This window comes from Paenibacillus sp. MER TA 81-3 (genome assembly GCF_023713585.1).
Classification (GTDB): Bacteria; Bacillota; Bacilli; order Paenibacillales; family Paenibacillaceae; genus Paenibacillus_B; species Paenibacillus_B profundus.
Window position 1 is genome coordinate 19,829 of the sequence record NZ_JAMAWB010000001.1, and the last position, 14,033, is coordinate 33,861.

A 14,033-nucleotide genomic window follows, 5' to 3' on the forward strand; every position below is an offset into this window, starting at 1 on the left:
GAGGTGTAGGGATTGGACTTCAAATTGATGTTAATGACAATCGGTGTATCTTTTATCCTAGCCGTCATATTGGGCCCGTTAACGATTCCGCTTCTGCGCAGGCTGAAGTTTGGTCAACAGGTGCGTGACGACGGTCCGAAAGCCCATTTGAAAAAAACGGGAACACCGACGATGGGCGGAATGATAATTTTACTAGCGTTTACGCTTGCATTTTTGAAATTTTCGGTTATGGATACCGACTTCTACGTATTGCTTATCGCTACGTTAGGCTTTGGGCTGGTCGGATTTCTTGACGACTATATAAAAATTGTCTTTCGCCGTTCTCTTGGCTTAACGGCAAGACAGAAGCTAATCGGTCAGTTGTTTTGCGCTGGACTTATTTGTTTTTTATTATGGCAATCAGGTCACAGCACGGTTATTTCCATTCCGGGCACTGCGCTTGGACTTGATTTCGGCTGGTTTTATTATCTGTTCATTATTTTAATGATGCTTGCCGTTAGCAACGCGGTGAATTTCACGGATGGGCTAGACGGCCTGTTGTCCGGAACGAGCGCCATCGCTTTCTCCGCATTCGCGTTGATTGCGATGCAATCATCGGAAATATCTGCTGCGGTCAGTGCGGCGGCGATGGTAGGGGCTGTGCTCGGATTCCTCGTCTTCAATGCGCATCCGGCCAAAGTGTTCATGGGGGACACTGGTTCACTAGGAATCGGAGGAGCTATCGCGGCTATCGCCATCTTGACGAAGACAGAATTGCTCATTATCATCATCGGCGGGATATTCGTCATCGAGATGCTGTCCGTCATCATTCAAGTCGTGTCGTTCAAGACGCGCGGCAAACGTGTATTTAAAATGAGTCCGATTCATCATCATTTCGAGTTGTGCGGCTGGTCTGAATGGCGCGTTGTCATCACATTCTGGCTTGTCGGAATCGTGCTGGCTGGACTTGGATTATGGATCAACAAGGGGTTGTAACGGATGAACCATCCAGAATCATATCAGGGACAACGTGTCGTCGTGCTTGGCTTGGCCAAGAGCGGCGTACGCGTGGCAAAGGTATTTCATGACCGCGGTGCGCTAGTCACCGTAAATGATAAGAAGGAACGCCACATGTGCCCCGAAGCTTCAGAATTAGAAGCTTTGGGCATTTGTGTTGTATGCGGGCATCATCCCGATGAACTGATTGATGAACAGGTTGCTTTGGTCGTTAAGAATCCGGGAATCCCGTATTCTGCTCCGCCTGTAGCGAAGGCGACAGCGCTAGGCATCGAGATCGTCACCGAGGTTGAGGTTGCCTACCGTCTAAGTCCGGCGCCAATTGTCGGAATTACAGGGAGCAATGGTAAGACGACAACGACGACTTGGGTCGGCAACATGCTGGTTGCGGCAGGACTGAAGCCGGTGGTGGCCGGCAACATCGGAACGCCGCTCTGCCAAGCTGCAGAGGAGGTCGAAGAAGGCGATATCCTCGTCGTGGAATTAAGCAGCTTTCAACTGAAAGGAACCGATCAGTTCCGTCCGCGAGTCGCCAGCTTGTTAAATGTAGCGGAAACGCATCTGGACTATCATGGAACGATGGAGGATTATGTGAACTCCAAAGCGCGCTTATTTGAAAATATGACAGAGCAAGATGTCGCCGTGCTGAATGCAGACGATGAAACATGCCGCTCGCTCGCCTCGCGGATCCAAGCCCGCAAATGGTGGGTATCTTCAAATAAGCGCGTCGATTGCGGCGTATTTGTCGATCCGCCGTTCACTGACGTGACGGAGAATGACGAATCCCGTCATCTGGTGTATGTCGACGAGCAGGGAATGTCACATCCAATCGTGCGGGTGCAGGAGATCGGCCTGCCAGGAAGATACAACGTCGACAACGCTCTGGCTGCATGTGCCATTGCGATTGCAGCGGGCGCTTCCCCTGACTCATTGGCCGAGCCTTTGCGAGCGTTCAACGGGGTTGAGCATCGTCTCGAATTCGTTCGCAATGACAATGGAGTCGTCTACTATAACAATTCCAAAGCGACGAACACGAAAGCGACACTGATGGCGCTCGAAGCGTTTGAAGGCAATATCGTGCTCATTGCGGGCGGGCTTGATCGCGGATTAGACTTTCACGAATTGATTCCCGTCATGCGCGAGCGTGTCAAAGCTGTCGTCACGATGGGACAGACGAGACAAGTTATGGAGCATGTTGCGGCAGAAGCGGGTTTATCCGACATCGCAGTCGTCGACAATATGGATAATGCAGCCGCTGCAATCAACGAGGCGGTCCAACTCGCGCAGCGTTATGCGGGGGCGGGCGATATCGTGCTGCTGTCTCCGGCATGTGCAAGTTGGGATATGTTCCCATCGTATGAGGAACGGGGAAGAATGTTTAAAGCGGCGGTGCATAGTCTGTAGTAGGGGGGTGTTCAAGCCCCTACATTGTCCAATGAGGTGTACCGCATGGTCAAAGCACGAACTGCGCCCGATTTGTGGCTCATCGTTTCAGTTCTATCGCTTCTAGCGATTGGTATTGTCATGGTATATAGCGCAGGCGCCGTGGTGGCGTATCACGATTACGGGGATTCTTTTTATTTTGTCAAACGACAATTGCTGTTTGCCGTTCTCGGTTTGGTTGCCATGTTCTTTACGATGAACACAGACTATCATGTGTGGAAACGATACGCTAAAATAGGACTTATCATCTGCTTTGCTCTGCTCGTCATCGTACTCATTCCCGGTATCGGCAATGTGCGGGGCGGAGCGCGAAGCTGGCTAGGCATCGGCTCCTTCGGTATTCAGCCGTCCGAGTTCATGAAGCTGGCCATGGTTATTTTTCTTGCCAAGATGCTGTCAGAGGAACAGTCGCGAATTACGCTGTTCACGCAAGGACTGCTGCCTCCACTCGGTATTATGGGAGCGGCGTTCGCCATGATTATGCTGCAGCCGGATCTCGGAACGGGCACCGTCATGGTAGGAGCCTCCCTGCTCGTCATTTTTACTGCAGGAGCAAGAATCAAGCATCTGATGTCGCTCGTGCTCGTAGGCGTCGCCGGGTTCGTAGGACTTGTGCTTGCGGCCCCGTACCGCTTGCAGCGCATTACCGCCTTTCTCGATCCGTGGCAGGATCCGTTAGGCGCCGGTTATCAGGCAATTCAATCGCTATATGCGATTGGACCGGGAGGGCTCATCGGACTTGGTCTCGGAGCGAGCAGGCAGAAGTACAATTACGTTCCCGAGCCGCAGACAGACTTTATTTTTTCCATTTTGGCTGAAGAGCTTGGCTTTATTGGCGGCGTAGCCGTATTGCTGCTCTTCTTAATTCTGGTATGGCGCGGCATGAGAGCTGCTATGACCGCTCCCGATACGTTCGGCAGTCTGCTTGCCGCAGGCATCGTCGGCATTGTCGCGGTTCAGGTCATTATCAATATCGGCGTCGTCATCGGTTTAATGCCGGTCACGGGCATTACCCTGCCGTTAATCAGTTACGGCGGTTCTTCTCTGACCTTGATGCTAACCGCGCTTGGCATCCTGCTCAACATATCACGTTATGCGAGGTGAACGATATGCGCGTCGTGCTTAGCGGCGGCGGAACGGGCGGACATATTTATCCGGCTGTCGCCATCGCGCGGGAATGTGAAAAGAGATTTCCCGACTGCACTTTTTTATATATTGGAACAGAGAGAGGCTTGGAAAGCCGACTCGTACCGGAGGAAGGCCTTCCTTTTGCTACTATCGATATTACTGGCTTTCGGCGCAAGCTTTCCATTGATAATGTAAAGACCGTAATGCGGTTTATCCGCGGCGTTACGAAAGCGAAAGCGATGCTGAAGGAATTTAAGCCTGACGTCGTCATTGGCACCGGAGGCTATGTATGCGGCCCGGTTGTCTATGCCGCGTCTAAGCTCGGCATTCCAACCGTCGTCCATGAACAGAACGTCATCCCGGGGTTGACCAATTCATTTCTAAGCCGTTATGTTAATTCGGTTGCCGTCAGCTACGAGCAATCCACTTCCCACTTCAACAAGGCGAAGAACGTGGTGTACTGCGGCAATCCGCGCGCGACGGCTGTCGTCGAAGCGAATCGGGAGCGCGGCTTCGCGTCGCTTGGCTTGCCTATAGACAGCCGAATCGTGCTGGTCGTAGGAGGAAGCCGGGGGGCGCAAGCCATTAATAATGCGATGATCGGCATGGTGCCGATGCTCAAACAACTGCCTGGTGTTCATTTCGTATATGTGACCGGACAAAATTACTATGAATCGACCCGCAAATCGGTACTGCAAGCAAGCGAAGCCGTACGCAATCATTTGCATGTTCTTCCTTACATTGGCAATATGCCAGAAGTGTTGGCCGCTACCACGCTTGCTGTAAGCCGGGCAGGTGCTTCGTCGCTGGCGGAATTGACGGCACTCGGCATCCCGTCCATATTGATTCCGTCACCGAACGTGACGAACAACCATCAAGAAGCGAATGCGCGCTCCTTGCAAGAGGTCGGTGCCGCCTTCATGATAACGGAGAAACAGCTTACAACCGAAGCGTTGTTTGCTCAAATAAAGACTTTGATGACAGACGAGAAGAAACGCAGTCATATGTCTTCGTGTGCCAAGTCGGCTGGACAGCCGGATGCGGCGGCACGAGTCGTAACTGAACTCGAACGATTGACGGGCAAGTAGAGCTTGCCCGCTTTTTTTGCTTGATGACGATGTCATCGCGAGACACATTGTGGAATGATGCATTGTTCCTTCAGCGTGGGCTACTGTCACACAACGTGTCACACTGACATAAGATACTCTATACATCGTGACAGTCTCCCTACGCCGCTGCTTTGAACGAACGACAGCATGATTTCAATGTATGTGACAGTTGGAGAGGTAAAGGAGGTTCATCATATGCTGCAGCAATTTATTTCCCGATACACCGAACAGAACTTAGGAAAATACAAATGTAATGAGCCGCTTGCGCCGTATACAACGTGGAAAATCGGAGGTCCGGCGGATGTGCTCGTCGAACCGGCCGGTAAGGAGCAATTGATTCAAACTGTCAAGCTTCTGCATGACTTGCAAGTGCCATGGATGACGGTTGGCCGCGGCTCGAATATGCTTATATCCGATAAAGGAGTGCGCGGAGTTGTCATTCATACAGGATTGGCACTTGATTATGTCCGTCAGGAAGAACACTTGATTCATGCTGGAGCAGGTTATTCGTTTATTAAATTGTCGGTAACCTCGAGCAATTTGGGCCTGGCAGGGCTCGAATATGCAGGAGGCATTCCTGGAACGGTCGGCGGGGCCGTATACATGAATGCGGGGGCACATGGGTCTGACGTGTCACGAATATTAGATTCTGCTGAGATTGTACTGGACACAGGGGAATTGGTGCGTTACGGTGCGGAAGAGATGCAGTTTGCTTACCGCCATTCTGTGCTGCATGAGAAACGGGGCATCGTATTGGAGGCGACGTTCCGGCTCACGCCCGGAGATCGACAAGAACTCAAAGCCTTGAATGCATCGTATAAGGATCGCCGGCGGCGTACGCAACCGCTGACATCGGCATGCGCAGGCAGCGTATTCCGCAATCCCCCGGGAGATTATTCTGCCCGGCTCATTGAAGAAGCGGGGTTGAAGGGATTGCGCATCGGCGGGGCCGAAGTTTCCACGCAACACGCCAATTTCATTGTAAACACCGGGCAAGCAACAGCGTCAGACGTGCTCACCCTGATGGAGCGTATCCAACTAACGATAAAGGACCGTTATGGTGTCGAGTTGGTGCCGGAAGTGTTGGTGGTGGGTGAGCGGTAATCTCGGAGGTGATACATTGGACAAATTGGTGATTGAGGGTGGAAAGCCTCTATCAGGAACCATTCGTATCCATGGAGCGAAAAATGCCGCTTTACCGATTTTAGCAGCCGCGATCCTGGCCGACGGTACCGTGAAGCTCGATAATGTCCCGCAATTACTCGATATTGAAGTAATGCTGAACATTTTGCGCCGACTAGGTTGCCGAGCCGTTCAGGACGGCTATACGGTCACTATGGATTCTGCAGGTGCTCACTCGGCCCACGTGCCGGAAGATTTGATGCGCCAGATGCGCTCCTCTATCTTCTTAATGGGGCCGCTGCTTGCGCGTTTTAAAGAGGTTCATATTTATCAGCCTGGCGGTTGTGCCATTGGCGAACGTAAGATTGATTTGCATTTGCGCGGGCTGCAAGCGCTTGGTGCCGAATTAGAGCAATGCGGCAATCGCATTACATGCCGCGCGGAGCAATTGGAAGGCGCCGAAATTCATTTGGATTTTCCTAGCGTGGGCGCTACCGAAAATATTATGATGGCGGCGGTGCTAGCTAAAGGGACGACGGTAATTACGAATACTGCGCGGGAGCCGGAAATTGTTGATCTGCAGCGGTTCCTTAACCGAATGGGCGCTAATATTACCGGTGCGGGCTCGGATACGATAATCGTGACCGGGGTGAAGCAGCTCCGCGGGTGTCAATACGAAATCATACCTGATCGCATCGTCGCGGGCACGCTAATGATTGCGGCCGCGGCGACACGCGGTGCGGTGACGCTCACCAACGCCCATGCAGAACATTTAACGGCATTAATTCATATCCTGCGCAGGGCTGGTGTTCAGATTGCTACGAGTGATGGTATAATTAATGTGACCAGCATCGGGAGGCCAAAAGCGGTGGAGCGAACCGTTACATCGCCGTATCCGGCGTTCCCTACGGATTTACAGTCTCAGCTGATGGTCCTTCTATCGCTTGCTGATGGCGTCAGCGTCATGAAGGAGACCGTATTCGAAGGTCGCTTCAGGCATGTGGATGAACTGTCCCGCATGGGGGCGGATATTCGCGTAGACTTGAGCTCTGCTTTTGTCAGAGGTGTTCAGTCGCTGTATGGCGCTACGGTGGAAGCAACGGATTTGCGTGCCGGAGCCGCGCTCGTCATCGCGGGATTGGCGGCACAAGGGCGCACAATCTTGGAGCAGGTGCATCACATCGACCGGGGCTACGATCGCATCGAGCATATATTCAGCCGGCTCGGTGCAAAGATTGAACGCTATACACCAGTTCCGAAGTTGGATTTTGCAAATGGATAAACGGCAATCATGCAATCATCGGGTCCCCTCCTATTACGGAGGGGATTGCGAGTATTTGCACTACTGTATATATTAGTATAAGAGAGGTATTCAAAAGGCCTCCATTTGATCACGAAGTATCCGAAGATGCGATTCGGCATCGAATCTTGCATTCACTCTTGAAGAGCTTATGCTTACGATGAAGTTTTCTTGCGAAAACTTGTACTTCTCTTCTCGGTACCGAAAAGTGGTCTTGCTGAACACGTATTATTATATGTTTACTGTTGATGAAGAAGGGGATGAACCCATTGCAAGCAAGAACGATTCCCCCGCTGCCAGACAAGCCGCAGAAGAAGAAGCGGAAAGCAACAAAACTGATTTGGCTTTTATTTGTCTTATTTATCGTCCTGCTCGGAGTGTTGTTCTTCCGTTCGCCCATCAGCAAAATATCACAAGTGCGCTGGATTGGAGAGCATTTCGTAACGCAAGCGAATCTAACCGAGACGAGCGGCCTGAGGCCGGGAGAGCCCTTCTTTGGGACAAGCAGCTCGACCGTTGCCGAACGCATTCAAGCCAAGTATCCGTTTGTGAAATCAGTGCAGGTCGACAAGCAATTTCCTGGTTTAGTTGAAGTGCATGTTCATGAATATGCTGCAGTTGCCTATGAATTGACTGCTGACGGAATGATGCAAGCATGTCTTGAGAACGGTTCGGTCGTCAAGCTTGACGAACAGCTGAAGACGGTACTCGAGAAGCCAATGCTTACACAGTGGGATGGACAACAAGAGATGAAGTCCAAGCTGAGCAAAGAGTTGGCTAACATACCGAAAGGGCTTCTGGCCGATATTTCCGAGATTCGCTTCTTTCCGTCGTCCTCTTACCCGGATCGCATTAAGCTGTATACCCGTTCAGGATTTGAGGTTGTAACGAGCGTCACTTTTTTGCATGATAAGATTGCCTACTTGAGCGGAGTCGTGGAGACGCAGGAACCAGGCCGCATTACGATGTTGAAGGCCGATTCGTACATCCCATATTCCAGCCTGCCTGCTTCCGAAGAAGATGTCGAGTTAGATTCAGAGGGCGAAGATGCAACTGGTATAGGCAAAGATAGAGATAGTCAAGAAGCAAATGATATCGAGACTGAGAGGCTAACAGAGTCTGATGCCGATAAAGACAGTCAAGATGAGTAAAATCTGGAGAAAGAAAAAAACTCTACTCAATAAACGGAAAAAATGCTAGAATAAAGCTTATGGTATTTCCCGCGATCTCCTTCTTTTTTCTTTAAGTTTTTATGTAAAGAAAAGCCCACTTCATTTATAGCGTACTTTACATATGGAAGGACTTATCACTAAAAAATTTGTAGAAAAAAGAGGGAATGACTAAACTTTGTTGAATACATACAAAGTGTCCGGGGATACAAACATACCAATTGACTTGGAAGTGGGAGGTGCCACGGGTTGAGCAGCAATGACATCATTGTGAGTTTGGACATCGGTACATCCAAAGTGCGTGCTATCATCGGAGAAATTAACAACGGAACGCTGCAAATCATCGGCGTTGGATCTGCTGACTCAGAAGGTATTCGCAAAGGTGCGATTGTAGATATTGATCAGACCGTCCAATCAATTCGCAATGCTATTGAGCATGCGGAGCGAATGGTCGGCATTGAAATTACGGAAGTATACGTAGGCATATCGGGCAATCATATCGGCTTGCAATCGAGCCATGGAGTTGTCGCGGTCTCGAACGAAGACCGTGAAATCGGCGAAGAGGATATTGAGCGTGTGCTCAAAGCGGCAGAAGTTATCGCTTTGCCTCCAGAACGCGAGATTATCGACGTGGTCGCAAAGCAATACGTTGTTGACGGATTGGAAGATATTCACGATCCGCGCGGCATGATTGGAGTACGTCTGGAAGTCGATGCAACGATTATCACGGGTGCGAAGACCGCAATACATAATTTACTAAGATGTGTGGAGAAAGCGGGCTTGCATGTCAAAGATTTAGTGCTGATGTCACTGGCCGGCGGACAGCTGGCTTTATCCAAAGACGAAAAAACGATGGGATCGGTGCTTGTAGATGTAGGCGCCGGAGCGACGACGATTGCGATCTTCCGCGACGGGACGCTTACAGCCACAACAACTTTGCCTATCGGCGGTGACTTCGTCACGAACGATATTGCTTACGGTTTGCGCACGATGTCAGACCATGCGGAGAAAGTGAAGCTGAAATTCGGCTGCGCTTGGATTGACGATGCAGTGGAAGACCAAGTCTTCAAAGTAACCCGTATCGGCAGTAACGTAGAAAAAGAGTTTAATCAAGTATTTTTGGCCAACATCATTGAACCGCGCGTACAGGAAATATTCCATCTTGTCAAAAATGAAGTGAAGCGTCTAGGTTTCACGGAATTGCCTGGTGGGTACATTCTATCCGGCGGCACTGTATCGATGCCAGGGGTATTGCATGCGGCGCAAGCCGAGTTGCAAACGTCCGTACGCATTGCCGTGCCTGACTTTATCGGAGTGCGCGATCCGGGATTTGTCAGTGGTGTTGGGGTATTGCATCATGTGTTGCGCTCCGTTCGTCCACGCAGTGCGGGTGGCACTAAGAAAGCGACAGCACGGAAGCCAACTCCAGTTGAATCATCGAACAAGCCGGGCTTAATTGAACGGTTGAAAAATATGTTTAGTGAATTCATCTAGAGGTTGTTCAAAAAGCGTTCTTTTTGAACACGGATCTTTAATAAAAAGTTGACTTCATGCCATCCATGCACAATGAAGGGGAGATGGAGAACTGATGTTGGAATTTGAATTTGAGATGGAACAATTAGCCCAAATTAAAGTTATCGGCGTCGGCGGCGGCGGCAGTAACGCGGTTAACCGCATGATAGATAACGGTGTCCAGGGCGTTGAATTTATTACGGTAAATACAGATGCGCAGGCGCTGCATTTTGCAAAGTCCGAGCATAAGCTGCAGATTGGGGATAAGCTGACTCGAGGCTTGGGCGCTGGAGCGAATCCGGATGTAGGGAAGAAAGCTGCTGAGGAATCACGCGAGTTAATAAGCAATACGTTGAAAGGCGCCGATATGGTATTCGTTACAGCCGGAATGGGCGGCGGAACAGGTACCGGCGCAGCACCGGTTATTGCCGAAATCGCCAAAGAATGCGGCGCTTTAACTGTCGGCGTTGTCACTCGTCCGTTTACATTCGAAGGTCGTAAACGCTTTACACAATCAGAGATGGGGATTGAATCTCTGAAAGAGAAAGTCGACACGCTTATCGTCATTCCCAATGACCGTTTGCTAGAGATTGTAGACAAGAAGACACCGATGCTAGAAGCTTTCCGTGCGGCGGATAACGTGCTTCATCAGGCTGTGCAGGGCATTTCCGATTTAATTGCGGTACCAGGTCTTATTAACTTGGACTTTGCCGACGTGAAGACGATTATGACTGAACGCGGATCTGCGCTGATGGGTATCGGTGTTGCCAATGGCGAGAGTCGCGCAGCGGAAGCGGCACGCAAGGCAATTATGAGCCCGCTTCTCGAGACGTCTATCGATGGGGCGCGCGGTGTTATTATGAACATTACGGGCGGTTCGAATCTTTCTTTGTATGAAGTCAATGAAGCAGCCGAGATTGTAACAGCAGCTTCTGATCCAGAAGTGAATATGATTTTCGGTGCAATCATTGATGAGAATATGAAGGATGATATTAAGGTTACGGTCATCGCAACTGGATTTGAGCATAAGCCTGCGCCTGCCATTCCAGGGCGTCGTCCGCCGTCTGCTGCGAGCGGCAACGAAGGCAATGATTCACGTTCTGACTCTGCTCTTCGTCCATTCGGAAATCAGCCGGCAGGAGATCAGTTGGATATTCCAACATTTTTGCGCAATCGGCCTCGTAATACCAACAACGATTAATGTAACGATCAAGCGATTGATAAAGCGTTTGCCTACTACAGGCAAACGCTTTTGTCGTTCCTCATCCATGAAAGCTATCATCTGGTAACCCTCGACAAAAAAAGTGTCTTTCCTCGCCCACCTTTAGACAGACTTCGGATAAGGGTCTCTTTATACTAATTAATAACTTCCCAATAGTTGGCGGCTTATGAAGGGGGGAAGCACATTGACCGTCATCTATGCTGATCTTATATTTGGTCTGAACATCATTTTGGATTGGACCTTGCTCCGCACGACAGCTTGGATGCGAGGGTTCTCCTTCTCAAAATGGAAGGTTGCTGCGGCGACGGGTGTGGGGACGGCTTATGCTGCTGTGTTATTCATACCGTCGTACCCGATTCTTTATACGTATGTGGGAAAAATACTTTTTTCTATAGTTATGCTGCTCATCGCATTTGGATTTCGCAACATCGGTTTTTTTGTTAAAACGTTCGCGACTTTTTATTTCTCAGCATTTGTATTGGCCGGCGGTGCCATCGGCTTGCAATATTTATTTCAAGATGCTAGAGGATGGTCGCTCTTTCGCGAGGCCCGCGAAATGTGGAAGAGCGGCGGTGCAGATCTGCAAATGGGTGCAGGCTTCTTAGTCGTGGCGTTGCTGGCTTCCTACGCTTTATTTCGTACGGTGTGGAAGCAAGGCAAACGTCAGCAGCAAGTGGCAAGACAGTTGGTTCAGGTGGATATTCAAATTGGTGAAATTAAGCGCAGCTGCACAGGTCTGGTGGATACGGGAAATCATCTGAATGATCCATTGAGCGGTGCGCCAGTCATTATTACGGAGTCATGCCTATGGGAGGGAGCCTTGCCCGGAGAATGGCTCGCACGGCTGAAGCAGGAGCAGCCGCTCGATATGCTGCAATCAATAGGCCATTCGGATGGGAAATGGCCGTTTGATGAGTCCAGGCTGCGCATCATCCCTTATCGTGGAGTAAACCAAGGGATGCAGTGGATGATTGGATTAAAGCCGGACTTCATTCAAGTAACTTCCGATACCGAAAAGTACGTCTGTACGAAAGTGATTATTGGGCTGGACGGAGGAACGTTATCCCACGAAGGTGCGTTTCAGGCGATTATCCATCCCGGTGTGATGGAATCCGCAGCAGCAGCATCCTATTCGCTACATTCGGAGACTCCAGAAGCGGCTACGCGCGCTTCCTAACATATCGAATCGAGCCTGACATTGCTTCGAATGTTTTATCATCATCGTTACATAGGACGTGCTGCAGTCTATATTGCCCTTTCATCACAACGTTTATAGGAGGATTGGCGATGCGGTTGAAATGGAAACTAATGATGCAACTCTATTATTATAGGCTGTTGTTCTGGGTCGGACTAAAGCGCGACGAAATCTATTATATCGGCGGAAGCGAGGCACTTCCGCCGCCTCTGACGCGAGAAGAGGAAGAATATTTACTTTCCAAGCTATCTTCGGGAGAGACGGCGATACGGGCGATGCTTATCGAGCGCAACTTGCGGCTCGTCGTGTACATTGCAAGAAAGTTCGAGAACACGGGCATTCATATCGAAGACTTGGTATCTATCGGCGCTATCGGGTTGATTAAGGCGGTCAATACGTTCGATCCGGAGAAAAAAATTAAGCTGGCCACGTATGCATCACGCTGTATCGAGAACGAGATTTTAATGTATTTGCGCCGCAACAACAAGACGAGAACGGAAGTATCCTTTGATGAACCGCTCAATATCGACTGGGACGGGAACGAGCTGTTGTTGTCCGACGTGCTGGGCACAGAAAATGATACGATTTACAAAAATATTGAAGAGCAGGTGGATCGCAAGCTGCTCCACAAAGCGCTCGATAAGCTGAGTGAAAGAGAACGCATGATCATGGAGCTGCGATTCGGTCTGGCGGATGGGGAAGAGAAGACGCAGAAGGACGTTGCTGATTTGTTGGGTATTTCCCAGTCTTACATCTCCCGGCTGGAGAAGCGGATTATTAAGCGTTTACGCAAGGAATTTAATAAAATGGTGTAGCCTGAAAATCTCCATGAGCACCGCTGTTTTTTGCCATTCTATGTCGGAATGCGAATAGGATGCAGGAATAAAAATGATCCCCGGGGAGATAATGTACATTAATGTTTCTCCCTGGGAGGTAGTCACGAATGACCCGAAACAAAGTCGAAATTTGCGGTGTCGATACATCGAAGTTACCCGTGCTCACTAACGCCGAAATGAGAGAATTGTTCGTGTCTCTGCAGGAACGAAACGACCGTTCGGCTCGAGAAAAGTTAGTCAACGGTAACTTGCGCCTTGTCCTTAGCGTCATCCAACGCTTTAATAATCGCGGAGAGTTTGTTGATGATTTATTTCAAGTCGGCTGCATCGGATTGATGAAAGCCATCGACAACTTTGACCTAGGGCAGAACGTCAAATTCTCAACCTACGCGGTCCCGATGATTATAGGTGAAATTCGCCGGTATTTGCGGGACAACAATCCGATCCGGGTGTCTCGCAGCTTACGGGATATCGCGTACAAGGCGTTGCAAGTTCGTGATTCCTTGACGAATCAGAATTCTCGGGAGCCGACGATCAATGAAATCTCAGAGGCTTTAAACGTTCCCAAGGAAGACGTCGTATTTGCGCTTGACGCCATTCAAGACCCCGTCTCGCTGTTTGAACCGATTTATCACGATGGCGGCGATCCAATCTATGTGATGGATCAAATAAGCGACGATAAGAACAAAGACGTGTCTTGGATCGAAGAGATTGTGCTTCGAGAGGCGATGCGTAAATTGAATGAGCGCGAGAAGATGATTTTATCAATGCGTTTTTTTGAAGGAAAGACTCAGATGGAGGTTGCGGATGAGATTGGAATATCCCAAGCTCAAGTATCACGACTTGAAAAATCCGCTATTAATCAAATGCAGAAGCATGTTCAAACTTAACCCTTCATGTTAAGTTATGCTTACAGCCGACCGCTTAGAAGCGTCGGCTTTTTTAACGTTTAAGGACATCCTTGGGCGTAGGGGGAGCGAGACAAATGTGTCGCATCCAAT

General features: G+C 49.9%; 12 protein-coding genes. All 12 read left to right on the forward strand.

Going from position 1 to position 14,033, the window contains the following annotated elements:
- Positions 1–12: 12 nt before the first annotated feature.
- Entirely contained in the window at positions 13–975 is a 963-nt protein-coding gene (mraY, locus tag M3650_RS00090) for a phospho-N-acetylmuramoyl-pentapeptide-transferase (protein WP_019420644.1), read from the forward strand.
- A gap of 3 nt (positions 976–978) precedes the next feature.
- Positions 979–2,400, forward strand: a complete 1,422-nt coding sequence (murD, locus tag M3650_RS00095; protein WP_251571439.1) for a UDP-N-acetylmuramoyl-L-alanine--D-glutamate ligase — start codon at positions 979–981, stop codon at positions 2,398–2,400.
- Between the two features lie 45 nt (positions 2,401–2,445).
- Complete coding sequence (spoVE, locus tag M3650_RS00100; protein ID WP_251571442.1) at positions 2,446–3,543, forward strand: stage V sporulation protein E; 1,098 nt, start codon at positions 2,446–2,448, stop codon at positions 3,541–3,543.
- A 5-nt stretch (positions 3,544–3,548) separates the two neighbouring features.
- Positions 3,549–4,655, forward strand: a complete 1,107-nt coding sequence (murG, locus tag M3650_RS00105; RefSeq protein WP_251571976.1) for an undecaprenyldiphospho-muramoylpentapeptide beta-N-acetylglucosaminyltransferase — start codon at positions 3,549–3,551, stop codon at positions 4,653–4,655.
- Between the two features lie 216 nt (positions 4,656–4,871).
- Positions 4,872–5,780, forward strand: a complete 909-nt coding sequence (gene murB, locus M3650_RS00110; RefSeq protein ID WP_233695339.1) for a UDP-N-acetylmuramate dehydrogenase — start codon at positions 4,872–4,874, stop codon at positions 5,778–5,780.
- A 16-nt stretch (positions 5,781–5,796) separates the two neighbouring features.
- Positions 5,797–7,080 (forward strand): UDP-N-acetylglucosamine 1-carboxyvinyltransferase, encoded by a 1,284-nt coding sequence (murA, locus tag M3650_RS00115; RefSeq protein ID WP_251571444.1) that lies wholly within the window; start codon positions 5,797–5,799, stop codon positions 7,078–7,080.
- 278 nt (positions 7,081–7,358) lie between these two features.
- Entirely contained in the window at positions 7,359–8,249 is an 891-nt protein-coding gene (locus tag M3650_RS00120) for a cell division protein FtsQ/DivIB (protein ID WP_251571446.1), read from the forward strand.
- A gap of 267 nt (positions 8,250–8,516) precedes the next feature.
- Positions 8,517–9,761 (forward strand): cell division protein FtsA, encoded by a 1,245-nt coding sequence (gene ftsA, locus M3650_RS00125; RefSeq protein WP_233695340.1) that lies wholly within the window; start codon positions 8,517–8,519, stop codon positions 9,759–9,761.
- A 94-nt stretch (positions 9,762–9,855) separates the two neighbouring features.
- The gene (gene ftsZ / locus M3650_RS00130) at positions 9,856–10,980 is read left to right on the forward strand and encodes a cell division protein FtsZ (RefSeq protein WP_019420636.1); all 1,125 of its coding nucleotides are present in this window, start codon (positions 9,856–9,858) and stop codon (positions 10,978–10,980) included.
- A gap of 205 nt (positions 10,981–11,185) precedes the next feature.
- Positions 11,186–12,178 carry a sigma-E processing peptidase SpoIIGA gene (spoIIGA, locus tag M3650_RS00135; protein ID WP_251571448.1) on the forward strand — a complete coding sequence of 331 codons (993 nt, stop codon included), beginning with the start codon at positions 11,186–11,188 and terminating at the stop codon, positions 12,176–12,178.
- A 110-nt stretch (positions 12,179–12,288) separates the two neighbouring features.
- Positions 12,289–13,011: an RNA polymerase sporulation sigma factor SigE gene (gene sigE, locus M3650_RS00140; RefSeq protein ID WP_251571450.1), complete on the forward strand. Its 723-nt coding sequence runs from the start codon at positions 12,289–12,291 to the stop codon at positions 13,009–13,011.
- Positions 13,012–13,139: 128 nt separating this feature from the next.
- Entirely contained in the window at positions 13,140–13,922 is a 783-nt protein-coding gene (gene sigG / locus M3650_RS00145; RefSeq protein WP_251571451.1) for an RNA polymerase sporulation sigma factor SigG, read from the forward strand.
- The last annotated feature ends 111 nt before the right edge of the window (positions 13,923–14,033 follow it).

Bases quoted from the DNA above. Each gene is read 5' to 3' on its own strand.
- sigG (WP_251571451.1), top strand. From the start codon at position 13,140: ATGACCCGAAACAAAGTCGAAATTTGCGGTGTCGATACATCGAAGTTA.
- ftsZ (WP_019420636.1), top strand. From the start codon at position 9,856: ATGTTGGAATTTGAATTTGAGATGGAACAATTAGCCCAAATTAAAGTT.
- murB (WP_233695339.1), top strand. From the start codon at position 4,872: ATGCTGCAGCAATTTATTTCCCGATACACCGAACAGAACTTAGGAAAA.
- sigE (WP_251571450.1), top strand. From the start codon at position 12,289: ATGCGGTTGAAATGGAAACTAATGATGCAACTCTATTATTATAGGCTG.
- M3650_RS00120 (WP_251571446.1), top strand. From the start codon at position 7,359: ATGAACCCATTGCAAGCAAGAACGATTCCCCCGCTGCCAGACAAGCCG.
- spoVE (WP_251571442.1), top strand. From the start codon at position 2,446: ATGGTCAAAGCACGAACTGCGCCCGATTTGTGGCTCATCGTTTCAGTT.
- murG (WP_251571976.1), top strand. From the start codon at position 3,549: ATGCGCGTCGTGCTTAGCGGCGGCGGAACGGGCGGACATATTTATCCG.
- murD (WP_251571439.1), top strand. From the start codon at position 979: ATGAACCATCCAGAATCATATCAGGGACAACGTGTCGTCGTGCTTGGC.